The sequence below is a fragment of the Aeromonas intestinalis genome (assembly GCF_054052485.1).
Genome location: NZ_JBSTYK010000002.1, coordinates 303,783 through 328,534, shown reverse-complemented (window position 1 = coordinate 328,534; position 24,752 = coordinate 303,783). Strand labels below are relative to the sequence as shown.

Genomic DNA, 24,752 nt, shown 5'->3' with positions numbered 1-24,752 from the left:
AGTTTTTAGGTGTAGCACATATCCTTGGTATCACCATTCGAGCAGACACACTTTTAGCTCAGCAGCACACCCCGACTCTCTTCCCTCTACCCGTGGCACTTACAGTCTACTCCTTGGAGACATTACGCCGATGTTTCTAGAACAAGTTATCAACTCGGCCAAAGTGCTCGGGATCTGCTGGCTCGTAATCATCCGCAAACATATTGTTTTGCCGATGGGACTGGCGCAAATTCGCAAGGGTTTCAAAGAAGCAGCTCTCGCAGAGATGCACTTCATACCGCTCCCCGTCATGCCGGGAACCATACCCCCAGTTGGCAGACAAGGTGGCATGGTTCTGCTCCCCCGCCATCATCGTGCTCTCGCCACAGATATCGCAGCGTACATCTACCACCTGCTCGGTTGGAACCACCGCTTTCACCAGCATGTGCACTCCTTAACCTCAGTGTTGTCTATACGATCCCAGCATAGGAATGGCTGATGGGCGAAACGGAGGCTCGCCGACCAAACGACAGGGCCGAGTCACTCCGCAGAATCTCGTGATTCCGCATATTCGGTGACAGACAACTGCTGTAGCAACTCTCGTTGTTTCTCCTCTGACAGCTTTGCCATCATGCAGATCAATTCAGCAAGCAGTTCGTCATCACAGTAGAAGTAGGCCACCGGATAACCCAACTCCTGAGCAATGCGTTGCATGGTCTGGTAGTCTGGGGCATGTTTCCCCTTCTCGTACTGGTTCATCCTGGCGCTAGCTGTGCTCTGTTCCATACCTAATCGTATCCCCAACTGCTGTTGAGTCAGACCCGTCGCCTTTCTTGCTGCTTTGAGTCTGATGGGTAATGGGTTTGTCATGGGGTCTCTGCTAGCTGAGGATCAGGTAGCTAAGATTCTCTTAGTCTTATACGAACAAGTGTACTAAGCAATACTTAGTTTTTAATGCTCAGCGGAAATTTTCACGTTATCGCTTTTTTAGTAACTGACTGATAGGGATCTTATCGGTGAATTGCAGCGGGTTTAGAACCTCTTCTTTGCCTGCTGCATCAATTTCATAACGCGAGTATTGTTTCACTTCACAAGCCTTGATCTCATCAATCGGTTGCAAAAACGGATTCACTTGGTCGGGATAAAACAGCGCGTATGCCACTGCAATGTGCTCATGTTTCAGCGTCTCGGCATGAGCAGCCAGTGCCTGTTTGACTGACTCATCCAGCAGCTGTTTAAGTGCACGTAGGCTACCGTAACAGGCAGCGAACAGTGCGTAAATTGTATGCTTGGTCTCCAGCCTGGCCTGAGTCTCAAAAGGCATACGATTGGCTAATCCCATAATAAGGCGAATAAAATTTTCTCTATCATCCGACAATTTGAAATATGGAATGGATCTGCGTATCAATAGCCTCGAAGACCATTGTGGCTCTTCAGCGATTTTGGTAGCCCACGGCATACCAACCAGCACAATCGGGATTTTGGCTGTTTCGCTGATGTATTTGAGCCGATTGGCAATCTGATTGCGTTTTTCACGGGTCTTGTTTTCGATGAGCTCCTGAAACTCATCGATAATGATCAATTCTGTCTCGCAGCGTTTCAGACACTTAATCAATGCCTCGGTCAGACTTTCAGCAGAACTCTTGTGGATTCGGTCCGAACTACCAAATTGACCAAGATCCTTTAGTAGCTCAACCATGGTAGATTCCAAAGTCGGTCTACTGGGGATCCTGCTGACGAGCAGTGGTTTATGAATAAAGCCATGTCTGACTTGCTCTGGATGTTTGGCTGCATAATGACGGATTAGGGAAGATTTACCCGTCCCGGTATCACCCGTTAGCAGCATACATTGTGGTTCACCAGCAAACTGTTTGTTAAAGCGAAGACGATCAAAATCCTCTTGGATTGCCCGCAGTAATGGGGTCTCGACATAACACTCGATAAACGACCTGAGCTTATCTGCATCATGACAGGATAGATCCATCAGTAGGGCTCCAAGCCAGAAGTGAAATTATCCCAATCATCACAGTGTTCTGGCTGACTTGCGCTCTCCATTTTCGAAATCACTTCATTTGTGGCCGGATGATTGGGTTCGTGAACAATACTGGTTTCTGCATGGCTGCCAACATTACGATATTTCGCAATTTTGTTGACTCCTTTGACATTTCTCTGCCTAATATTCTGCCTGACCTCAATTAATTCATTTTTTATTCTATCATTTAGATAGATTCGTGCTTTGGATAAGCTGACAACATCCATTTGTTCATTAATGAAATCTCGGTGTAATTTCACATTAATTTGATGTTCCTGTAGGCTCAAGCCTTTTGTATAACCTATAGGGTCAATACATGGGACACGGATGTAACTGCCAAGGTCCTCAAGAAAAACATATACATAAGATATATCCCTTGGGTTGAGTTTTACGAGGACTTTCCGTTTTCCCCTTGTCTGGTCAGGATAATTCATACGGTAAGAAGCCAGCTCATCTGAATCGTAGCGGAGATGATAGCGCTGAATGCCGCCTCGCCTGTGCGTACAATGCAAGCTGAGGCTCAGGATTACTTCAAGCTTCGTCAGATCATCACCGATGATAGGTGCCGGAGGTGCATCTTTGTTTCCATGTTGCCAAGATATAATTGGAATATAGCGATATCTACTATCTGGCTCATAATGGTAGACATCGATGACCCAATGATGAAAAATCTCTAGGAAGGTGGAAAAGCGCATGACTGCATCTTTCTGAGGGTCGTAATCTCCTTTTTCCTGAATATTGGAAAAGGTTTTACCAGGGATCGGCTCCAGAAGCTTGCGATTAATGATGCCAAACATCCGTTCGATCATAGGTTTCAGCCATGGCTTTCTGACTGGGTTGTATTGGATATTGATCCCAAGTTCCAAACAAGACTGTGCAAGGCTAGCACTCCAAAACTCAACTCCATTATCAACAACCAAAGTCTCTGGTTTGCCATAGCATGGCCATTCATGTTCAATCGATGGATATTTATTTTTTACATAGTCCTTTTTAGAAATGCTACTGAGCAATGCGTTACGAACAGATTCATAACTAGGCTGATTGAAATTCAGATTAAAACCTACAACACAATGGCTATAAGCATCAATTAGCAATGTCAAACTAGGACGCCCTAAGGGAACTAATAAATCATCATCGAGTAAAAGTAGATCCAATGGTGTATGGTCTATTTCTACCCTCTCCATAATCCGGCTAGGCGGTTTATGACTAGCGATGGCCTTAAATTCAACATCGGCTATATATGAACCCTTTCGACTTTTCATTACTTGATAAGCTGGCAGCTTTTTTATTCTGTTATAAAAAGCCATATAAGATATAGTTTTTATAGAGTTTTCGACAACACCGAGATTCTCTATTCGAATAGAATCGCTGTAGAGTTGAAATGCGGATGCGATTGAAGGTTGCTCTCCCACCAGATAACGATGGACAGCTTGCTCAAAAAACAGCTCATCACTAGGTGGAAGCCGACTTCGAGTGTTACCTTTCGCTTGGTGTTTAGGAATAAGAGAAACCAGCTTCCTACCATGCTGGATATAGATCTTTCTCCAACGCGCAAGTGTTCGCCAATTAGGGGTGGGAGGCGGTAAGACTAAGGCCGCGTCAGCAAGCAATGGCGTCAGGTTTTTCTCTGTCCAGCCTCCTGCCAAATTTTTTTCAACCCAAAGAATATAGTCGCGCCGATGCAGAGCCTCTACCTTGAGAACATAAGGAAAACTATCCACTGTAGCAGGTAAAACAGCTTGAATGGCGTCAATGGGGGAAGTGGAGGTCGACGGTTGAGGAATGACGAACTCATCCTCAAACAATCCACCATTATGCTTATCCATGGTCAATGCCTGAATGACCGCCAGCCCACACAAAACTGGAAATACCAATTTTCTGTACCGTCAGATCACTCTGCATGATCCCTCGGGCAATCAATGACAAGGCTGATGCCAGGACTTCTTCTGGTGGCGCATCTATAGAATCAGATAACCGTAACAATGATACACGACCAAGCTTCTGCACTAGCCCAAGAAGCTGCATGTGCAGGGGAGTAAAGCTCTGAAAGCCGGAGTAACGATGCAACAATTTCAAATTTCCCAGAATAGGGTCAATTCTGATCTGCTTTTCTGTAACGAGTTTTAACGGGGAGGAAAGCTCAATGGCTCTCTGCTGCTTAAGCGGAAATCGATGGAGAAAATCAGGATCAGCGACTTTATCTGAAGGTTTTATTTCAAGAAAACTGACACTGTCATTCTGGTCGACTAAACGAAAATCTGGAGTATAGGGACATTGCCTTCCAGCGAATTCGTAATAGAAGCCTTCTGGCTGGGCCTCATAAAATTTGACAGAAGGAGAGTACTCAAGATGAAAGCAGGTATCGAACTCCAAAGCCGATTCCACTGTAAATACAGTGTTCATTTTAGCGCTGACAAACTTGAAGAGGTTTTTTACGCGGGAGTGCTTGAGATGCCGACGGTACATAACACACCACCAACCTGTTGTTACTTTACTACAGGTTTAGGCTATGTCAGCTTATGATGCAAGATCATGTCAACTTATGGTTTAGATATGTCAACTTATGGTTTAGACGACATGAACTACAAACAAAAGTGGTGGCCCTACCAGCCACATCCCGGCACTCGAGTCCCCCACCTTGGCTGCTACCTTCCGGTCCTGACCAGGTCGACGGGTTATCAATGCGAGAGGACCAATAGGACCACCGGCGAGGAGAATAGGCAAACTGGCCTGCCAATGCAACGGCTTTCTGCCCATGGCTGAACCGTTCGCCTGCTTTTTCGGCAATTTGCCAATAAATCAGCTAAATAGCATGAACTTTGTCCCAATCAGCAGCATCAGCAAGGCGAAGGCCTGCTTGAGCCGCTTAGGCGGGAGGCGGTGGGCCAGGCGGGCACCGATCCGGGCAAACTGGGTACTGGTGAGTATGATGCCGAGCAGAGCCGGCAGGTAGATGAAGCCCAGACTCCACTCGGGCAAGTCGGCATGACCCCAACCGGCGTAGAGGTAGCTGAGACTCCCCGCCAGCGCGATGGGGATGCTGCAGGCGGCGGACGCCGCCACGGCATTGCGCATCGGTACGCTGTTCCAGGTCAGGTAAGGCACCGTCATGGAGCCCCCCCCGATGCCAAAGAGCGCCGACAGCCAGCCGATGATGGTGCCCGCAATGCCGGTGCCGACCGGGCCGGGCAAGGTGCGTTCCGATTTGGGCTTGAGGTTGAGCCCCATCTGCAGGGCCATGGTCCAGGCAAAGCAGCCGATGATGATATTGAGGGTGCTGGCGCTCAGCAGGTTGGCGGTCATGCCGCCGAGCCAGGCGCCGATCAGCATGCCCGCTCCCAGCCGGCGGATCAAGGTCCAGTCCACCGCCCCCGCTTCCCGGTGCGCCCGCAGGGAGCTTATCCCGGTGAAAATCATGGTGGGCAGGGAGGTGCCCAGCGCCAGATGGGTGATGATGTCGGGAGAGACTCCCTGCGCATGGAAGCTCAGCACCAGTACGGGGACGATGATGAGCCCGCCACCGATACCGAACAGACCGGCCAACATGCCCGCGAAGGCCCCCAACACCAGATATCCCAAGAACAGCATAAAAATTCCTTATCGGTCTGCGCTGCAGCGTTTTTATCTCGCCGCGCACATAAAAAAAGAGATGGCGCCAGGCCATCTCTTCATTGTGCCGATTAATGCAAGGGAATGGTACCGTCCATCACCTTGTAAAACGCCAGCACGGCGCAACCGAGCAGGACCGCCGTCATCCCCTGCTCCAGCCGGTTCAGGCTGCGCAGACCGTGATGCTGGCGCGCCTTCCAGTAGATGAAGATGCCGGGGCTGTAGAGCAGCGCCACCAGCAGCAGGTATTCCACCCCGGCGGCATAGACCAGCCAGCAGCCATAAATGGTAGCCACCAGTGCCAGCATCAGATCGCGCCTGCGCTGGTGGGGTTGGCCCTCGTAGGTTTCCCCTTTCAGCGCCAGTTTGAGGCCATAGGCGCCGGAGAAGACATAGGGCACCAGGGCCGCCGAGGTGGCGATGTTCACCAGCGCCAGGTAGGTACTGTTCTGGAAGTAGATGATGATGAGGAAGATTTGCACCAGACAGGTGGAGCACCAGAGGGACACCTTGGGGGAGCCGTTCTTGTTCTCCTTGGCAAACCACTCGGGGAAGACCCCGGTTTTGCCTGCGATGTAGGGCACTTCCGCCGCCAGCACAGTCCAGCTCAAGAGGGCTCCCATCACGGAGATCACCAGGCCGATGTTGATGAGCCAGGCGCCCCAGGGGCCGACCACGGCTTCCAGGATCATGGCGGTGGACGGGTTCTTCAAGGCCGCCAGTTGCGGTTGGTTCATGACCCCGAGGGAGAACAGGGTCACCATGACATAGAGCGCCAAGGCACCGAGCAGGGCCAGCACGGTGGCGCGTCCCACGTCCTTGCGATGACGGGCACGGGCGGAAACCACCACGGCCCCCTCGATGCCGATGAAGACCCAGAGGGTCACCTTCATGGTGGACTTGACCTGATCCATCACCGAACCCAGTTCACCGTTGCCCTGCCCCCAGAAGTCCAGGGTGAAGGTCTGCAGGTTGAAGGCGAGCAGGATGGCGACGCAGAACACGATGAGGGGCACCATCTTGGCGATGGTGGTGACGATGTTCACCAGGGCCGCGACCTGGATCCCGCGCAGCACCAGGGCATGCACCGACCAGATGAGCAGGGAGGCGAGCACGATGGCCACCGGGGTGTTGCCGTCACCGAAGATGACGTTGTCCGGCGTGTCGAAGAAGTAGCTCAGGGCGCTGAACACCACGATGGCGTAGGAGACGTTGGCCAGCAGCTGGCACAACCAGTAACCCCAGGCGGCGTTGAAACCGATAAAATCGCCAAAACCTGCCTTGGCGTAGCTGAAAATACCGCCGTCGAGATCCGGGCGGCGCATGGAGAGATTCTGATAAACCAGTGCGAGGCAGATCATGCCCAGCCCCGTGATGGCCCATCCCAGGGCGACGGCCCCGGCGCTGGCGTGCGCGGCGATGTTTTGTGGCAGGCTGAAGACCCCGGCGCCGACCATGGAGCCGATCACCAGCGAGATGAGGGCACCTAGCCCCAGTTTCTTGTCCATCTCAATCCTGTTTGATTAGGCGGTGGCAGAGCATCCGTATTCATGCGACGCGCGACATGGGAGGGGCAAAGAGTCCGTACCCCGTGAAAAAGGCGGCAACTATATTGCATGACTATTCCGACCGCAATCCTTCGTAGCGCCAATCATGCACCGCCTTGACCGCGCGCAATTCTACAGCACTCACTCGGGGTGCCTGTGAGCTGGTTCAAATTAAGAGAGACCCATTGATATTTCACGCTTTTCCATGACTTCATCCCCCTTTTAACAAGCTGACCTGCATGGCTATTCACGCCGATAAGCGGGCGCTCAAGCCCCCGAACGCTCCCCATAAAAAACGCCCCGACTGGCGGGGCGTGTCCACATCATTCATGCCGTCAGGTCAGATCCGAAGGCCTCCATCCAGCTCGATCACCCGCCCGGAAAGATAGTTGTTGGCGAGGATGAACTGCACCGTCTGGGCCAGTTGCTCGGCCTGCCCCAGGGTGCCGACCGGGATGGCCTGCTGCATACGCGCCATGGCCTCGGGCTTCATCGCCGCGGTCATATCGGTGGCGAACACTCCGGGGGCAATGCCCATCACCCGGATCCGATGGCGCGCCAGCTCCCGTGCCCAGGTCACCACCAGGGAGGCCACCCCCGCCTTGCTGGCGGCATAGTTGCTCTGGCCGATATTGCCGGCCCGGGCGATGGAAGAGATGTTGACGATGACCCCCCCCTGCCCGCTTCGGGCCATCAGGGCCGCCCCCTCGCGCCCGCACAGGAAGGTCCCGGTGAGGTTGACGTCGATGACGGACTGCCACTGGGCCAGGCTCATCTTCTCCACTAATTCCCCCTCCTTGACCTTGATCAACATGCCGTCCCGCAGTATGCCGGCGCAGTTGATAAGACCGTGCAGGACGCCGCACTGTTCCTCGATGGCGGCAAAGGTCGCCTCCACCTCGGCTTCACTGGCCACGTTGCAGACGAAGAGGGCGCAGCGCCCGTCCCGGCTGCGTATTTCCGCCTCCGTCACCTCCAGATCCATGCGGTTGACGTCGACAAGCGCCAGCACGGCGCCCTCGGCCGCGAGGCAGAGGGCGATGGCGCGGCCAAGACCCCGCCCGGCGCCGGTGATGGCGATGACCCTGTTGTTGATATCCATGAATACTCCTCAAAATTGGGGCTCGATACGGCACAGTGTTATGAAAACGATGGAATGGACGATGAGGCCCGACTGTTGGCTCCTGCTACGGGTTCACGTCGCGTTTGAGGATGCTGAATAAACCCAACCTTCCCTAATCCAGCTGCGCATGCAGGTTGAACAGATTGCGGGCGAGCGCCCCAGGCCCTTACTCTTTACCCGCTTCTTTGCCCCGATACAGGGTCAGAATGCTGGAGAAATCCAGCCCCCCCTGGCCCTGCTGTGCATGCAGGTTGAAGAGGTTGCGGGCGAGCGCCCCCATGGGCACGGCGCTGTGGGCGTGTTCGGCCAGCCCCATGGCCAGCCCCAGATCCTTCACCATCAACCGGGTCATGAAGCCCCCCTGATAGCCACGGGAGGCCGGTGTATTCTCCATCACTCCGGGCCAGGGGTTGTAGCGCTCGAGACTCCAGTTGTTGCCCGAGCTCTTGCCCATGATGGTGGAGAGGACGCCTGGATCCAGCCCCTCCTTGACTCCGAGCGCCAGCGCCTCGGCGGTGCCGGCCATGTGGATGGCGAGCAGCATGTTGTTGCACATCTTGGCGATCTGCCCCGCCCCCAGAGGGCCGGCATGGAACAGGTTCTGGCCCATCAGGGCCAGGATGGGTTTGGCCGCCTCGAAATCCGCCGGCTCGCCGCCGATGATGAAGGTGAGGGTTCCCGCCGTGGCCCCGGCCACGCCCCCCGACACCGGTGCGTCGATGAAACGAATGCCTCGCGCCTTCGCCGCCCTGCCCACCTGACGGGCCGAGGCCACGTCTATGGTGGAGCTGTCGATGAGCAGAGCCCCCACCGGCAGGGTGGCCAGCAGATCCTGGCCACCTTTTTCCCCTGCGCTCTCCCCGAGCCAGAGTCCGCGCACATGCTCCCCCGCCGGCAACATGCTGATCACCACCTCGCTGCCACTCACTGCCTCCCGGGCATCGCCGGTGGCGATACAACCGGCTGCAATCGCCTTCTCCATGTTCTCAGGCACCAGATCAAAGACCTGCACCCCGTGGCCTGCCCTGGCCAGGTTGGCCGCCATGGGCCCCCCCATGTTGCCGAGCCCGATAAACCCAATCCTTGTCATTGTTTGCTCCTCCATTTTTTATTGCGCCAGCTTTCCTATTGCTCAGCACTCCCGACGCCGAGCCTTCCCCGCAAGGGGTGGATACCCTCCGGCCAGCGATAGTAGGCATCCAGCCACTCGGTACCGGACTGGGGTGCCTGCCAGCGAGGGGACTTGTCCTTGTCGATGAGCAGCGCCCTCACCCCTTCCACGAAATCCCCCCTGAGGACACAGTTCACCGACAGGGTCAGTTCATCGGCGAACACCTCGGCGAGGGATTGGCGGCGGGCCTGCCAATATTGGCGCCAGAGGATGGCACGACTGATGGAGCTGCCGCGCTGGCAGGTCTCCCTGGCCAGGGTCAGACTTGCTTCCCCCTGCTCAATCTCGAATCGGGCACTATCGAGCCGGGCCAGCACGCCTTCCAGGGAGCGCCCCGCCAGCAGAGCATCGATCCGTTCTTTGTGAGGCAGCACCACGGGGGCGGGAAGATCTGACACCACTGCGGCCTGGGTGTTGGAAAACAGCGTGTCCAGCTGATCCTTGGGTGCCTTGCCCCAGTCGATGCGGGCGAGACGGGGCAGGAGGGTGGCCCGCTCCTGGCTCCCCATGGCGTGATCCGCGAGTCCAAGGCCCAGAGCGTCCGCCCCGTTGAAGCGGGCACCGGTGAGACCGAGCCAGAGGCCGAGCCGCCCCGGCATACGGCTCAGAAACCAGCTGGCCCCCACATCCGGGTAGAGGCCTATGGTCACCTCCGGCATGGCAAACAGGCTCTTCTCGGTCACCACCCGGTACTCGGCGCCGGCAAAGAGGCCGATCCCGCCCCCCATGCAGATGCCATCCGCCACGCAGATGAGGGGCTTCTTGTAGCCGTGGATCCGGTGATCGAGCCGATACTCCTGCTCGAAGAAGTCCCGGGCATAGGCAAACAATTCAGACTCGCAGGCCGCCTGCTTCTGGTAATAGAAGGAGCGAATATCGCCCCCTGCACAGAATGCCTTCTCCCCCGCCCCCTGCAGCAGGACGCAGACCACGGCGGGATCCTGCTCCCATTCGTTGAGTGCGACCTGCAGTCGCTCAATCATCGGCAGACTCAGGGCATTGAGGGAAGCGGGGCTGTTGAGGGTCAATACCCCGATCTGATAACCGTCCAGGGTGGGATACAGGGTGATGTCGACCGGCTCATCCATGGCAGACATCCCCATTCAATGACGCATTCGCGGGGCGGCAAAACAGCGGGACTAACTCACTCATGCACGGCTCCATTTGGCTTGGTTGAAGGCCCATAGTGCCAGCGGGCCGGACGTTTCTCCAGGAAGGCAGCCACCCCCTCGCGCTGGTTCACATCCGCAAACAGTTCGAGGAAGAGACTGCGCTCGAGTGGCAAGGCCGCATCCCGCGGGCCGAGGCGGCCCTGATTGATGAGATTCTTGCAGGCACGCAGGGCGCTCGGGCTCTGGCGCTCCACCTGCTGGGCCATCTGGGCCGCCGCCGCCCAGGCCTGCCCCTGGGGAACCACCTCCTCCACCAGCCCTATCTCCCGCGCCCGGCTGGCCGTGACCTTCTCCCCGCAGAGGATGAGCCGTTTGGCCCAGCCCGGCCCCACCAGTTCGGTGAGACGCTGGGTGCCGCCGGCGCAGGGCAAGAGCCCCACCGAGGCCTCCGGCAGTCCCATCCTTGCCTGCTCCTCCGCAATACGGATGTCACAGGCCAGCGCCACTTCCAGTCCGCCTCCCATGGCATAACCATTGATGGCGGCGATGCTGACACCGTGGAAGCGGGCAAGGGCCTCGAAGGCGCGGCCAAAGGCCTCCGCCACTTCGCGGGCGTGATCCGGGTTGCCGTCGGCAAACATCTTGAGATCAGCGCCTGCGCAGAAGAACTTCTCCCCCGCCCCGCGGATCACCAGGGCCACCACGTCGGGACGGCTGTCCAGCTCCACCATCATCTGCAGCAGGGCCTGCAAACTGGCGAGGGTCCAGGTGTTGGCAGGGGGATGATCGAAGGTGATGTAAGCCACATGACCGTGATACTCGAGCCTGATCCTTGTCATTGTCTTGTCCTTGTCAGTCACAGTGCCCGTCACTCCAGCGTCAGGCCGGGATCGGCCAGCAGGCGGCGAGCGATGATGAGTCGCATGACCTCGTTGGTCCCCTCCAGGATGCGATGCACCCGGGTATCGCGAAGGTAACGCTCCAGCGGATATTCGCGGATATAACCATAGCCGCCAAAGAGTTGCAGTGCCTCGTCACAGACCTTGTGACCCACATCCGTGGCCAGGCGCTTGGCCATGGCGCACCAGGCACTCTTGTCAGGACTGCCCCTGTCCAGCTTGTCGGCGGCCTGGCGTACCAGCAGCCGCGCGGCGGCAAGCTCAGTGGCCATGTCGGCAAGGCGAAACTGCACGCTCTGGAACTCGCCGATGGGGCGGCCAAACTGCTGACGCTGTTGCACATGGGCCAGGGCATCATTCAGCGCCTGCTGGGCGGTCCCGACCGAACAGGTGGCGATGTTGATGCGCCCCCCGTCCAGGGCCTGCATGGCAAACTTGAAGCCTTCCCCCTCCTCCCCCAGTCGGTAACGAGCGGGAATGCGTACCCCGCCAAAATTCACCTCCCGGGTGGGCTGGCTGTTCCAGCCCATCTTCTCCTCCGCCTTGCCATAACTCACCCCAGGCATGTCGGCTGGCACCATGAAAGCGGAGATCCCCCTGGCCCCCTCGCCGCCGGTGCGGGCCATCACCACCAGCACATCCGTACTGCCCGCCCCGGAGATGAAGACCTTGCTGCCATCTATGAGGTAATCCTCGCCATCGCGCACGGCCCGGGTCTTGAGGGCCGCCGCGTCCGATCCTGCTCCCGGCTCGGTGAGACAGTAAGAGCCCAGCAGCTCACCGCTGGCGAGCCTCGGCACCCACTCCTCGGCCACTTCGGCAGGCAGCCAGGAGCCCAGCATCCAGCTCACCATGTTGTGGATGGTCAAATAAGCCGTGGTGGAGGTGCACCCCATGGCGAGGCGCTCGAAGATGAGGCTGGCATCCAGCCTCGGCAGGGCCAGTCCACCGAATTGCTCAGGGGTATAGAGACCGCAAAAACCGAGCGCCGCCGCCTCCTTGATGGTGGCGACGGGGAACTCATGCTCCCTGTCCCAGCGCGCGGCATGGGGCTTGAGTGCCTCCTCGGCGAAGGCGCTGGCAGCCTCCATGTAGGCCTGTTGATCCGCGGTCAGCGTAAAATCCATCTTGTTTGCTTCCTTCTTGTCTTGGTCGTGACACCGCTCAACGCAGGTGAATGGTCATGTTGGGGCCGCTCGGGATGTCTTCATCGAACCAGCGTTCGGTCACCGTCTTGGTCTCGGTGTAGAAACGCACCGCCTGCTTGCCGTAGGCGTGCAGATCCCCGTAGAAGGAGCCGCGCCAGCCGGTGAAGGAGAAAAACGGCAGCGGCACCGGGATGGGGACGTTGATCCCCACCTGGCCTACCGCCACCTCGTGGCGGAACTTGCGGGCCGCGGCGGCGCAACCGGTGAAGATGGAGGTGCCGTTGCCATAGGGATTGTCGTTGATGAGAGCGAGCGCCTCGTCCAGGCTCGCCACCTCGAGGCACACCAGCACCGGGCCGAAGATCTCTTCTTGATAGATACGCATCTCTGGGGTCACGCCGCGAAACAGGGTGGGCCCCACCCAGTTGCCCACCGGGTAACCCGGCACGTCGCAAAAACGCCCGTCCAGCAGGCACTCGGCCCCCTCGGCGATCCCCGCCTCGATCAAGCCCTCGACCCTTACTTTCGCCTCCGGGCTGATCAAGGGGCCATAGGCGGCCTCTGGATCGTGCCAGATCCCCGGTTTCACCTTGGCAAACTCGGCGGCGAGCTCCGGGATCCACTCCCGCGCGCTCCCGACGAACACCGCCACGCTGATGGCCATGCAACGCTGGCCAGCGGCGCCCACTCCGGCGCCCACCAGGTTGCCGAGCACCTGCGCCTTGTTGGCATCCGGCATGATCACCATGTGGTTCTTGGCGCCGACGAAGCATTGTGCCCGCTTGAGCTGGGAGGTGGCGGTGCGATAGACATGGGCGCCGACCCGGGCCGACCCCACGAAGCTCACCGCCTTCACATCCGGGTGGGCGAGCAGTGCATCCACCTGCTCGGCACCGCCGTGCACCACGGAGAGGATGCCCCTGGGTGCCCCTGCCTCGGCGAACAGCTCCGCCAGCCGCATGGGGGTGAGGGGATCCTGCTCCGAAGGCTTGAGCACGAAGCCATTGCCGCAGGCCACCGCCAGCGGGAACATCCAGAGCGGGATCATGGCCGGGAAGTTGAACGGGGTGATCCCGACGCACACACCGAGGGGTTGCACCCAGGAGTGGCCGTCGACCCGGCGCGCCACGTTGCCCATGGTCTCACCCAGAGTCTGGCTCGCGATGGCGCAGGCCTGCTCCACCACTTCGATGCCGCGCCACACATCCCCCTTGGCATCCGCCAGATTCTTGCCGGTCTCCTGCGCCAGCAGCTCCGCCAGCTCGTCGTGATGGACTTTGAGAAGATGTTGGTAGTTGAACATGACGCGCGCCCGCTCGGAGGCTGGCACCTCTCGCCACAGCAGATAGGCATCGTGGGCTGTACGCACTGCCAACTCCAGCTCGGCCGGGGTGGCCTTGGGCACCCGCGCGAGCAGGCTCTGATCTGCCGGATTGGTGACCTCTATCCATTGCTCGCTGGCGGAAGCATAAGCCTCTCCACCGATATGAAGGGGCAGATCCCCGTACCGGGTCTGCGGGTGACCGCTGTGCTGACTCATGACGCCCTCCTCCCGTTGACGGCGATCTGGATGTGAAGCCTGGTTCCATGGGCTCCCTGCCGATTGCAGTTGTTGATCATCTTCCTCACTCCCTGGATTCGACCGTCTCCCTGGATATCCCCTTGCGGTTGGCGGCCAACGAATTTACCTTAGACTAACAATTCATTTACGTTTACGCTAACGTAAACTTGATTCATTGATGGACTGACCAGTATTTCCCTCTTCTGAGATGACCCCGGGGAACACGGTCCGCCCATGACCGCTTGATAAGGAGAGCAAGGATGCATGCCCTGATGGATGAAACCCTCCAGGCCCTGACCGAACAGGTCGAGGCCTTCTGCCAGAAAGTGATCGCCCCCCGCGCCGAGGAAATAGACAGAAGCAACGCCTTTCCCCGGGATCTCTGGCCCCAGATGGGGGCGCTGGGCTTGCATGGCATCACGGTGGCGGAAGCCTATGACGGCGTGGACCTCGGCTATCTCGCCCATGTGCTGGTGATGGAGCAGGTGAGCCGCGCCAGCGCCTCGGTCGGCCTCTCCTACGGCGCCCACTCCAATCTCTGCATCAACCAGATCCACCGTCACGGCACCCCTGATCAGAAGGCGCGCTACCTGCCTGATCTGGTCAGCGGCAAGCACGTGGGGGCACTGGCCATGAGCGAACCCGGTGCCGGCTCCGACGTGGTCGCCATGCGTCTCATCGCAGAAGACAAGGGTGATCACTTTCTGCTGAACGGCAACAAGATGTGGATCACCAATGGGCCGGATGCGGACACCTTCGTCATCTACGCCAAGACGGACGCATCAGCCGGCCCCAAGGGGATATCGGCCTTTATCGTCGAGGCGGGCACGCCGGGATTCACCACGGCCCAGAAGCTCGACAAGCTCGGCATGCGCGGCTCCAGCACCTGCGAGCTGGTGTTCGAGGATTGCAAGGTGCCCAAGGAGAATCTGCTCGGCCCATTGCACGGCGGAGTCAAGGTGCTGATGAGCGGGCTCGATTACGAGCGCGTGGTGCTGGCGGCGGGACCCCTCGGCATCATGCAGGCCTGCATGGATGTGGTGCTGCCCTATGTGCGCGAGCGCAAACAGTTCGGCCAGGCCATCGGCGAATTCCAGCTAGTGCAGGGCAAGCTGGCCGACATGTACACGCGCCTCGCCAGCAGCCGCGCCCTGGTCTATTCGGTGGCCACGGCCTGCGACTTGGGTCACACCAGTCGCAAGGATTGCGCCGCCGCCATCCTGCTCGCCGCCGAGAATGCCACCCAGATGGCACTGGATGCCATCCAGCTGCTCGGCGGCAACGGCTACATCAACGAATACCCCACCGGCCGCCTGCTGCGGGACGCCAAGCTCTACGAGATAGGCGCCGGCACCTCGGAGATCCGTCGCTGGCTCATCGGCCGCGAGCTGATGGGGGAGCAAGCATGAGCCGCCTCTTCTCTCGCCTCGACAGGGCCAGCCCTGAATTTGCCGAAAACCACGCGGCCATGGCGGCCCAGGTCCAGGATCTGCATGCCCGCCTGGACGAAATTGCCCTTGGCGGCGGCGCCGCCAATCAGGCCCGCCACCGGGTGCGCGGCAAGCTGCTGCCCCGCGAGCGCATCGATCGGCTGCTCGACCCCGGCTCCCCCTTCCTTGAGCTCTCGGCGCTGGCCGCCTGGCAGGTCTATGACGAGGCCGTGCCCGCCGCTGGCATCATCACCGGGCTTGGCCGTATCTCGGGTCGGCTCTGCCTGCTGGTGGTGAACGATGCCACCGTCAAGGGGGGCACCTACTACCCCCTCACGGTGAAAAAACACCTGCGGGCCCAGGCCATCGCCGCGCGGCTGCACCTGCCCTGCCTCTATCTGGTGGATTCCGGCGGCGCCTTCCTGCCCATGCAGGACGAGGTCTTCCCGGATCGGGAGCATTTTGGCCGCATCTTCTACAACCAGGCCCGAATGTCGGCCCAGGGCATCCCCCAGCTCGCCGTGGTGATGGGCCTGTGCACCGCCGGCGGCGCCTATGTGCCCGCCATGGCGGACGAATCCATCATGGTCAAGAACCAGGCCACCATCTTCCTGGCGGGCCCCCCTCTGGTCAAAGCGGCCACGGGGGAAACCATCAGCGCCGAGGCCCTCGGCGGCGCCCAGGTCCACTGTGCCCACTCCGGGGTCGCGGATCACCTGGCCGAGGACGATGCCCATGCGCTGGCCATCGCCCGCACCTTGGTTAGCAACTTGGGGGTCAGCAACCTGGGGATGAGCGACCCGGGGACTGGTAATCAGGACACCCAACCGGCCTTCGAAGAGCCCCGCTACCCCATCGAGGATCTCTACGGCCTGGTGGGCACCAATCTCAAGCGCCCCTACGATGCCCGGGAGCTCATCGCCCGCCTGGTGGATGGTTCAGTGTTTGACGAGTTCAAAGCGCTGTTCGGTACCACCCTGGTCACCGGCTTTGCCCGCATCCAGGGCATGGCGGTGGGGATCCTCGCCAACAACGGAGTGCTGCACAGCGACAGCGCCCAGAAGGGCGCCCACTTCATCCAGCTGTGCAACAAGCGCGCGATCCCGCTTCTCTTCTTGCAGAACATCACCGGCTTCATGGTGGGCAGTGCGGCGGAGAAGGAGGGGATTGCCAAGCACGGTGCCAAACTGGTCACCGCCGTGGCCTGCAGCCGGGTGCCGAAGATCACCCTGATCGTCGGCGGCAGCTTCGGTGCCGGCAACTACGGCATGTGTGGCCGCGCCTATGAGCCCGACTTTCTGTTCAGCTGGCCCAACAGCCGCATCTCGGTGATGGGAGGTGAGCAGGCCGCCGGCGTCCTGGTGCAGGTGCGTCGTGACAAGCTGGCGGGCGAGGGAAAGACATTGAGTGAACAGGAGGCTGCGGCCATCCGTTCCCCCGTGATAGAACAGTATGAACGGCAGGGGCACCCCTACTACGCCAGTGCAAGGCTGTGGGATGACGGCGTCATCGACCCCGCCCAGAGTCGCACCGTGCTGGCCCTGGCCCTGGCCGCCTGTCAGGGAGCCGAGATTGGCCCCGAGCAGTACGGCATCTTCCGGATGTAAGGAGCGCATCATGACTGACCCTCTCTTTGACGATCCTCCGGCCAGTTACCGGCTGGAATGCCACGGCCCCCTGGCGGAACTCATCCTGGCGCGCCCGGCTCGACACAACGCCTTTGACGCCGCCTTGATGCAGGGGTTGCTCGACTGTCTCCACGAGCTGGTTCACCGCCCGTCCCGCCCCCATGCGCTGATCCTGCGGGCCGAGGGAAAGCATTTTTGCGCCGGGGCCGATCTCGACTGGATGCGCAGCCTGGCCCACGCGGATTTCGAGCAGAACCGGGAGGATGCCCGACTGCTGGCGCGGCTGATGCAAACCCTGGACGAGCTCCCCTTCCCCACCCTGGCCCTGGTGCAGGGAGCCGCCTATGGGGGAGCGCTTGGCCTCGTCTGTGCCTGCGATATCGCGATTGCCGCCGACAACGCTCGCTTCTGCCTCTCCGAGGTGAGCCTCGGGCTGGTCCCGGCGGTGATCAGTCCCTACGTGGTGCGCGCCATGGGCATGCGTCAGGCACGCCGCTACATGCTGAGCGCCGACCCCTTCGATGCCATCACTGCCTGTCGCCTCAACGTGGCTCACCTGATGACCACCCCGGCCGAATTGCTGACCGAGGGACGTCGCCAGGCACTGCGCCTGTGTCGCAACGGCCCGCAGGCGATGAAAGAGACCAAGCGGCTGCTGGCAGAACTCGACGCACACGGCGGCCGCCACCATGAAGAACACACGGTCGAGACCATAGCCCGGGTGCGGGTCGGTCTGGAAGCCCAGGAAGGGATGCAAGCCTTCTTCGACAAACGCCCCCCCAGCTGGCGCCCCCGTTTCAAGGACGAAGCATGATCAAACCCATCAAGCATCTGGTGATCACCCATTACTACGGATCTGGTCGATGGACGGCTTATCCCGCACCGCACTCCCACACCATTGCAATCCGTGAGGCGCAGATATGACGGCTCCCATCAAACGCCTGCTGATCGCCAACCGGGGCGAGATCGCGGTGCGGATCATCAAGACCGCCCGCCGCCTCGGCATCCACACCATCGCCCTCTACTCCGACGTCGATGCTGGCGCCATGCATGTGCGCGACGCCGACGAAGCCTGGCATCTGGGGCCGGCGCCTGCTCGGGAGAGCTACCTCGACGCCGCCAAAGTCCTCGCTATCGCCCTTGAGACCAAAGCCGATGCCATTCACCCAGGCTACGGTTTCCTGTCCGAGAACAGCGATTTCGCCAGCGCCTGTGAGGCGGCAGGCATTCGCTTCATCGGCCCGAGCGGCGCCGCCATCCTTGCCATGGGGGACAAATCCGGCGCCAAGGCCCTGATGCAGGCCGCGGGGGTGCCCGTGTTGCCCGGCTATCACGGGCCGGATCAGGAAGCCGGCTTTTTGCGCGATCAGGCGAGTCTCGTCGGCTTCCCGCTGCTCATCAAGGCCGCCAGCGGTGGTGGTGGCAAGGGGATGCGCCGGGTCGATCAGCTGGCCGATTTCGACGATGCCCTGGCCGCGGTCAAACGGGAAGCCAGGGCCGCCTTCGGCGACGATCATGTGCTGCTGGAGCGCTACCTGCCCCGCGCCCGCCACGTGGAGGTGCAAGTGTTTGCCGATGAGCTCGGCAACGCCATCTATCTCGGGGACCGCGACTGCTCCTTGCAGCGCCGCCACCAGAAGGTGATTGAAGAGGCCCCCGCCCCCGACATCCCGCCCCCCCTGCGCCAGGCCATGGGGGAGGCAGCCGTGGCCGCCGCCCGCGCCATCGACTATCGCGGCGCCGGTACCATCGAGTTTCTGTTGTGTGGTGGGGAATTCTTCTTCATGGAGATGAACACCCGGCTGCAGGTGGAACACCCGGTTACCGAATGCATCACGGGTCAGGATCTGGTGGCCTGGCAACTCGCGGTCGCCCAAGGCAAGCCCCTGCCACTGACGCAGGATGCGGTCGTGCTGCGCGGCCACGCGGTGGAGGCGCGGCTCTACGCCGAGGACGTGGGAGCGGGTTTCCTGCCCGCCAGCGGGCCCATCGACTGGCTGCACTGGCCGGACGGGATCCGCATCGACACCGGGGTGGGCGCCGGAGATGCCGTGAGCCCCTATTACGACCCCATGATTGCCAAACTCATCGTGCACGGCCAGAGCCGCGCCGAGGCCTTTGCCAGACTGGCCGAGGCGCTGGCGGCACTGACGCTGGGCCCCCTGGTGCACAACGGTGCCCTGCTGCTGCGCCTGTGCCAGGAGCCGGATGTGCTCGCCATGCGTCATCACACCCAATGGCCCATCCCCACCGACCCACTGCCCGTGCCAGAGCTCGCCTGGCCACTCGCCACCCTCTGGCTTGCCAGCAGGCAGCGCAAGGTTCAGGCCCCGGACCCCTGGCAGCAGGCTGACGGCTTTCGCCTCGGCGCTCACAGGCACTGGACGGCGGCGGTGCGAATTGGCGACGAGAGTCGCACATCGACCCTCATCGAGACCGCCGGCGCCATTGAATGGCAGGGGATCCGACTGCCCTACGAGTCCGGGACAGATTATCTGCGCATCAAAGCGGGAGACACCTGGCAACGCTACCCCGTCAAGACACAGGGGCAGCATTTCGTGCTGACCCTGCAGGGCCGAAGCCTGCCATTTTGTGAAGATGATCCACGGCACCAAGCCCGTCCTGATCACCAGCATGGCGGCAGCACGGGGGAGATACACGCCCCCATGCACGGCATCGTCGTGGCCTTGCTGGTGGAGACGGGACAACGAGTCAGCAAGGGGCAAGCCTTGCTGGTGCTGGAGGCCATGAAGATGGAACACAACCTCAGGGCCGAACAGGATGGCGTGATTGCGGCCCTGCACTGCCAGCAGGGGGAGCAGGTGAGCCAGGGTAACGTCCTGGTGCAACTCGCCCCGGGCAAGGATGAACAGACACAGGCGGATGGAGCATGAACAAGGAACAGGGAAGACCCGTGGGTCGGGTGAGCCTGGTGGAGATGGGGCCGCGGGACGGGCTGCAAAACGAACTGCACATACTGCCCCTGGTCCAGCGGCTCGAGTTAATCGCGCGCCTCACCGAGAGCGGCCTGCAACGCATCGAGGTGGGGGCCTTTGTCTCCCCCAAACGGGTTCCCCAGATGGCGGACTCCGGCGCCCTGCTGGCAGCCCTGCCCCGGCGCGCCGAGGCGGGTCATCCGCGGGTACGCTACGGCGCCCTGGTGCCCAACTTGCAGGGGCTCAAAGCCGCCATCAGTGCCCAGGTGGATGAGATAGGCCTCTTCACCGCCTGCTCCGATGGCTTTACCCGCGCCAATATCGGCATCGGCGTGGAGGAGTCCCTGGTGCGCTTCGCCCCCCTGGTGGCCGAGGCCCGCAGCCTTGGCATCCGGGTGCGGGGCTATCTCTCCACCGTCATCGCCTGCCCCTACGAGGGCCTGACCCGGCCGAAACGGGTGGCGGCGCTCGCCGAGCGGCTGCTGGATCTGGGTTGTCACGAGATCTCCCTTGGCGACACCATAGGGGTCGGCACCCCGGGCACCGTCGCGCCCATGCTGGACGCCGTCTTGCACGAGGTGCCGGCGGGGCGGCTCGCGGTCCATTTTCACGACACCTATGGCCAGGGGCTGGCCAATTTACTGCCGGCGCTCGAGCGCGGGATCCGCACCATCGACTGTTCGGTGGCCGGGCTCGGTGGCTGCCCCTATGCCCCCGGTGCCTCCGGCAACGTCGCTTCGGAAGAGGTGGTCTACCTGCTGCACGGCCTTGGCATGAGCACAGGGGTGAACCTGGACACCCTCGCCGCCACCGGCCAGTGGGTGAGCGAACAGCTGGGGCGGGCCAACGGCTCCCGGGTCGGTCAGGCAATGCATGCCAAGGCCCTCGCCCGCCAGCGGGCAACAAAGGATGAGATCCCACAAGGAGCCTGCCATGGTCCCTAACCGTTTCGCCAGCAAAGAGGTGACCTACAGCATCTCGGAGCTGGCCCAGGAGTTTGACGTCACCCCGCGCACCATCCGTTACTACGAGGATGAGGGGCTGATCACCCCGACCCGGGAAGGGCAGACCCGGATCTACAGTCACAAGGACAAGATCCGCCTCAAGCTCACCCTGCGGGGCAAGCGGCTTGGCTTCAGTCTGGCGGAGATCCGCGAGCTGTTCGATCTCTACGATACCGACAAGACCAGCCGAACCCAGTTGCACTCGATGATCCAGATCATCGAGGCAAGACGCCACTCCCTGCGCCAGCAGCTTGAAGATATCCAGATGGTGATGGCTGAACTGGAGGTCGCCGAGCAGCGCTGCATCCACTCCCTCAACGCGCTTACAACCGGGGCGGATTGACCGGCGCTGGGCGACAATCCGGCTCATGAGGCTGCTCCGACGAACGATCGGCGACGATGACGGGCACCAAGGTTCGAGACCGGAGGCAGCGGTGCTCCACGCCCGCCCCGCCATGTCGGAGCCTCCCTGGTGTCAAGGGCAGCCAATTGCACACATGACCACCAATGCCGGTCAGAGTCCGGCGCAGCTTCAAGGAGAGATCATGCTCGGGCGGTGATTAATTGCTACCATGTGCGCATCAAATGGAGACCGCCATGCCCAATCCTCTGCCCACTCGCCTGTTGCGCTATGCCCTCTACCTTTGCGTCGCCCTGCTCATCGCCTTCGTCATTCTGCTGTGGCAAGCCCCTGGCCTCGCCCAGCGCCATCTTCCCGGCTGGCTGGCCAAGCACTATGGACTGCAGCTCACTCTGGGGGAGATCCGGGTCAGCCTGCAGACCCCCTCCCTCACCCTGGGCCCCACGACGCTGCTCGATGCCCAGCAACAACCCATACTGGCCTTCGAGCAACTCCTGATAGTCCCCAAGCTCAAAGAGAGCTGGCAGCAGCGAGGAGTGGTGCTGGCCGAGGCCAGTCTCAGCAAGCCCGTCGCCAACCTGGTACGCCTCGCCGATGGCAAGGGCCCGGACAAGCAGCCCGAGGCCAGATTCAACCTGACCGAGGCACTCGCCACCTTGCTGGCGGCCGACCCGGTCACCCCTGCCAAGCCGACGCAAGAGATGCTGCCGGTACAGATCGACAAGCTGACCCTGGTGCAGGGGCAAGTCCGCTATCAAGACAGCCGCAAGCCTGGCAGCCCGGGCTGGGTGCCGAACCTTGCCCTCGACAAGCTCGAGCTGCAACTGCCCGGTGTATCCACCGCCAAGGGGCATCAGAGCCCGTATCAGCTGAGCGCCACCCTCAACCAGAAGAGCCCTCTCAAGGCCCGGGGTGAACTCGACATTCTGACCGGCTCCGGCAAGGGAAGCGTCAGTCTCGGCAAACTGGCTCTCGCCCCCTTCGCCCCCCTCTGGACGCCTTATCTCAAGGCGGAGCTGGCCCGGGGGGACGCCAGTGCCGAACTCAGCTATCGCCTGACCCAGGGCAAGCAGGGACTGGGGTGGCAACTCTCCAACGGCAAACTGCTGCTGAACAACTGGCAGCTCAAGCGTGCCAAGGGCAGCGAGTTTGCCCGCTTCAACCAGCTGGCCCTGACCGGGATCAGCGTGGATGGGGCCAAGCAATCCCTCACCATCGGCAGCGCTACCCTCAAGGCCCCCACCCTCAGCGCCGTGCTTGATGAGAAGCAACAGCTGGATCTCGCCGCCTTGTTGGTCGCTCAGCCCGCTACCAAGGCTGCGGCAAAGCCCGCCAAGAAAACCAAACCGGCCCAGACCAGCCAGCCCTGGCGTTGGCAGCTCAAGCAGTCCCGTATCAGCGAGGGTCATCTCAAGCTGACCGAATCCAGCTCGGGCAAGCCGCTGCTGCGCGAGTTATCGGGGCTCACCCTCAGCCTCGGGGCCCTCGGCAGCCATACCCAGGCGCCCAGTCCCCTGCTCCTGAACGCCACCCTCAACCAGCAGAGCCCCGTCAGTTTCGATGGCAATCTCACGCCTGCGCCTTTTGCCTTGAGCGGTACCATCAAGCAGCAGGCGTTGCCCCTTGCCTGGGCCCAGCCCTATCTGCAGGATCTGCTGCGCATCAAGGTTCAGGATGGCCTGCTTAGCAGCCGCACCAGACTGACCCTGGCCACCGATGCCAACGGGGTCCTGAGCCGGCTGGATCTGGAAGGGGGGCTCGATGTCGACAAGCTCTATGTACTGGACAGGGCCGACAACCAGCGCCTACTGCAGATCTCCCGCCTGGAGCTCACCGGGCTGCAGTACGATGGCATGAGCCAGCAGTTGAAGATCGCCGACATCCTGCTGCGCCAACCCTTCGCCCGCATCGAGATCAGCGAAACGGGGATCACCAACGTGCAGCAACTGCTTTTGCCCCAGCCGGACAACCCACAGGGGGCCAGCACGCCCACTCCCCATATCCACATCGATCAGGTGCGCACCGAGCAGGGCAACCTGCGCTTTGCCGATCGCAGCCTGAGTCCGGAATTCGTGGTCGATATCGCCTCCCTCGCGGGCCAGAGCCGCCATATCAGCAACGTACCGGGCCAGCGCTCCGAGCTCGCCTTCAATGGCAAGGTGGACCGCTACGCCCCCGTCACCATCAGGGGGGGAACCAACCTGCTCATCGATGATCCCGTGCTCGACGTCGCCGTGGCCTTCAACAACCTGGAGCTCACCACCTTCACCCCCTACTCCAGCACCTACGCGGGCTATGCCATCGACAAGGGGCAGCTCTCCATGAAGCTCAACTACAAGTTGCAGGGCAACCGGCTGGAGGGGGACAACGACATCACCATCAAGAAGCTGCAACTCGGTGAGAAGGTCAAGAGCGAGCAGGCCAGGGATCTGCCCTTGGGCCTTGCCATCGCCCTGCTGAGCGATTCCAATGGCGTCATCAAAATGAACCTCAAGGTGAAAGGCGATCTGGATCAGCCGAACTTCAGTCTGGGCAACATCTTCTGGGACGTGCTCGGCAATACCCTGACCAAGGCCATCAGCTCTCCCTTCTCCCTGCTGGCCTCCCTGACCGGCGGCACCCAGGATCTCGACGAACTGCCCTTCCTGCCAGGCAGCCCGGATCTCAGCCCGAGCCAGCAGACCAAGCTGGACAAGCTGGCCCAGGCCCTCAAGGAGCGCCCCAAGCTCAGCATGAACATCCGCGGCAAGGTCAATTTCAACGAGGAGAGGCCCATCTTGCAGCGCCAGAAACTGGAGCGGGTGCTGGCCAAGATCACCGGCTCGCCGGTGGATCTCAACCTGCTGGAGCAAGACAGCACCATGCAATCCGCCCTGGCCGATGCCTATGAGGCGAAATTCAACGAAGATCTCGGGGATCTGGCGGACAGGCTGAGACTCGCCGAGCAGAGCCCGGCCCTGCGCAGCCAGGCCGTGATCCTGCTGCGAGACCAGCAGCTGATCACCGCCAAGTCCCTGCGCAGCCTGGCCATGCGCCGCGCCCAGAATACCAAGGCATTCCTGGTCGAAAACCAGGGCATAGCGCCGGAGCGGCTGTTCGTCCTCGACAGCCTGGTCAAGGAGACGGACAAAGAGGCCAAGGTGGTGCTGACTCTGGACAACTGAGCCCGAGGGGCGGCCCTGGCCGCCCCGTTTTCGAGCAACCCTGGCTCC

At 60.7% G+C, this 24,752-nt stretch carries 20 protein-coding genes and 1 other RNA gene; 7 read left to right on the top strand and 14 right to left on the bottom strand.

From position 1 onward, the window contains the following. Nucleotides 1-136: 136 nt before the first annotated feature. The 14 genes from ACW5W7_RS03740 to ACW5W7_RS03675 form a co-directional block, all read right to left on the bottom strand. A complete protein-coding gene (locus ACW5W7_RS03740; protein WP_088821971.1) occupies nucleotides 137-424 on the bottom strand; it encodes a hypothetical protein in 288 nt (95 codons plus the stop codon). Between the two features lie 95 nt (nucleotides 425-519). Next, nucleotides 520-849, bottom strand: coding sequence for a helix-turn-helix domain-containing protein (locus ACW5W7_RS03735; RefSeq protein WP_088821970.1), 330 nt, complete (start codon nucleotides 847-849; stop codon nucleotides 520-522). A gap of 106 nt (nucleotides 850-955) precedes the next feature. Continuing rightward, nucleotides 956-1,963, bottom strand: coding sequence for a TniB family NTP-binding protein (locus ACW5W7_RS03730; RefSeq protein WP_088821969.1), 1,008 nt, complete (start codon nucleotides 1,961-1,963; stop codon nucleotides 956-958). Further along, entirely contained in the window at nucleotides 1,963-3,837 is a 1,875-nt protein-coding gene (locus ACW5W7_RS03725; protein ID WP_279473640.1) for a Mu transposase C-terminal domain-containing protein, read from the bottom strand. The genes ACW5W7_RS03730 and ACW5W7_RS03725 overlap by 1 nt, the downstream gene beginning before the upstream one ends. Then, entirely contained in the window at nucleotides 3,830-4,384 is a 555-nt protein-coding gene (locus tag ACW5W7_RS03720) for a TnsA endonuclease N-terminal domain-containing protein (protein WP_198497311.1), read from the bottom strand. The genes ACW5W7_RS03725 and ACW5W7_RS03720 overlap by 8 nt, the downstream gene beginning before the upstream one ends. Nucleotides 4,385-4,612: 228 nt before the next feature. After that, nucleotides 4,613-4,709: signal recognition particle sRNA small type (ffs, locus tag ACW5W7_RS03715), an RNA gene on the bottom strand. Between the two features lie 101 nt (nucleotides 4,710-4,810). Next, entirely contained in the window at nucleotides 4,811-5,599 is a 789-nt protein-coding gene (locus ACW5W7_RS03710; protein WP_349922113.1) for a sulfite exporter TauE/SafE family protein, read from the bottom strand. Between the two features lie 92 nt (nucleotides 5,600-5,691). Next, nucleotides 5,692-7,128 (bottom strand): arginine-ornithine antiporter, encoded by a 1,437-nt coding sequence (gene arcD, locus ACW5W7_RS03705; protein ID WP_456500810.1) that lies wholly within the window; start codon nucleotides 7,126-7,128, stop codon nucleotides 5,692-5,694. Between the two features lie 379 nt (nucleotides 7,129-7,507). Continuing rightward, nucleotides 7,508-8,269, bottom strand: a complete 762-nt coding sequence (locus tag ACW5W7_RS03700) for an SDR family oxidoreductase (protein ID WP_456500809.1) — start codon at nucleotides 8,267-8,269, stop codon at nucleotides 7,508-7,510. A 187-nt stretch (nucleotides 8,270-8,456) separates the two neighbouring features. Then, nucleotides 8,457-9,380 carry a 3-hydroxyisobutyrate dehydrogenase gene (mmsB, locus tag ACW5W7_RS03695; RefSeq protein WP_456500808.1) on the bottom strand — a complete coding sequence of 308 codons (924 nt, stop codon included), beginning with the start codon at nucleotides 9,378-9,380 and terminating at the stop codon, nucleotides 8,457-8,459. A gap of 35 nt (nucleotides 9,381-9,415) precedes the next feature. After that, a complete protein-coding gene (locus ACW5W7_RS03690) occupies nucleotides 9,416-10,549 on the bottom strand; it encodes an enoyl-CoA hydratase/isomerase family protein (protein WP_456500807.1) in 1,134 nt (377 codons plus the stop codon). 56 nt (nucleotides 10,550-10,605) lie between these two features. Then, nucleotides 10,606-11,412, bottom strand: a complete 807-nt coding sequence (locus ACW5W7_RS03685) for an enoyl-CoA hydratase (protein WP_456500806.1) — start codon at nucleotides 11,410-11,412, stop codon at nucleotides 10,606-10,608. A gap of 29 nt (nucleotides 11,413-11,441) precedes the next feature. Beyond that, nucleotides 11,442-12,599: an acyl-CoA dehydrogenase family protein gene (locus tag ACW5W7_RS03680; protein WP_456500805.1), complete on the bottom strand. Its 1,158-nt coding sequence runs from the start codon at nucleotides 12,597-12,599 to the stop codon at nucleotides 11,442-11,444. Nucleotides 12,600-12,636: 37 nt separating this feature from the next. After that, the gene (locus tag ACW5W7_RS03675) at nucleotides 12,637-14,160 is read right to left on the bottom strand and encodes a CoA-acylating methylmalonate-semialdehyde dehydrogenase (RefSeq protein ID WP_456500804.1); all 1,524 of its coding nucleotides are present in this window, start codon (nucleotides 14,158-14,160) and stop codon (nucleotides 12,637-12,639) included. Nucleotides 14,161-14,441: 281 nt separating this feature from the next. Here ACW5W7_RS03675 and ACW5W7_RS03670 point away from each other — a divergent pair, with 281 nt between their 5' ends. The 7 genes from ACW5W7_RS03670 (at nucleotide 14,442) to ACW5W7_RS03640 (ending at nucleotide 24,704) form a co-directional block, all read left to right on the top strand. After that, nucleotides 14,442-15,590 (top strand): isovaleryl-CoA dehydrogenase, encoded by a 1,149-nt coding sequence (locus ACW5W7_RS03670; RefSeq protein WP_349922105.1) that lies wholly within the window; start codon nucleotides 14,442-14,444, stop codon nucleotides 15,588-15,590. After that, nucleotides 15,587-17,218, top strand: a complete 1,632-nt coding sequence (locus ACW5W7_RS03665; protein WP_456500803.1) for a carboxyl transferase domain-containing protein — start codon at nucleotides 15,587-15,589, stop codon at nucleotides 17,216-17,218. Before ACW5W7_RS03670 ends, ACW5W7_RS03665 begins: the two co-directional genes overlap by 4 nt. A gap of 10 nt (nucleotides 17,219-17,228) precedes the next feature. Continuing rightward, a complete protein-coding gene (locus tag ACW5W7_RS03660) occupies nucleotides 17,229-18,053 on the top strand; it encodes an enoyl-CoA hydratase-related protein (protein WP_456500802.1) in 825 nt (274 codons plus the stop codon). Between the two features lie 106 nt (nucleotides 18,054-18,159). Then, nucleotides 18,160-20,133 carry an acetyl/propionyl/methylcrotonyl-CoA carboxylase subunit alpha gene (locus ACW5W7_RS03655; RefSeq protein WP_456500801.1) on the top strand — a complete coding sequence of 658 codons (1,974 nt, stop codon included), beginning with the start codon at nucleotides 18,160-18,162 and terminating at the stop codon, nucleotides 20,131-20,133. Further along, entirely contained in the window at nucleotides 20,130-21,119 is a 990-nt protein-coding gene (locus tag ACW5W7_RS03650) for a hydroxymethylglutaryl-CoA lyase (RefSeq protein WP_456500800.1), read from the top strand. The genes ACW5W7_RS03655 and ACW5W7_RS03650 overlap by 4 nt, the downstream gene beginning before the upstream one ends. Continuing rightward, nucleotides 21,109-21,522, top strand: coding sequence for a MerR family transcriptional regulator (locus ACW5W7_RS03645; protein ID WP_434667827.1), 414 nt, complete (start codon nucleotides 21,109-21,111; stop codon nucleotides 21,520-21,522). Before ACW5W7_RS03650 ends, ACW5W7_RS03645 begins: the two co-directional genes overlap by 11 nt. A 242-nt stretch (nucleotides 21,523-21,764) precedes the next feature. Beyond that, nucleotides 21,765-24,704, top strand: a complete 2,940-nt coding sequence (locus ACW5W7_RS03640; protein ID WP_456500799.1) for a DUF748 domain-containing protein — start codon at nucleotides 21,765-21,767, stop codon at nucleotides 24,702-24,704. The last annotated feature ends 48 nt before the right edge of the window (nucleotides 24,705-24,752 follow it).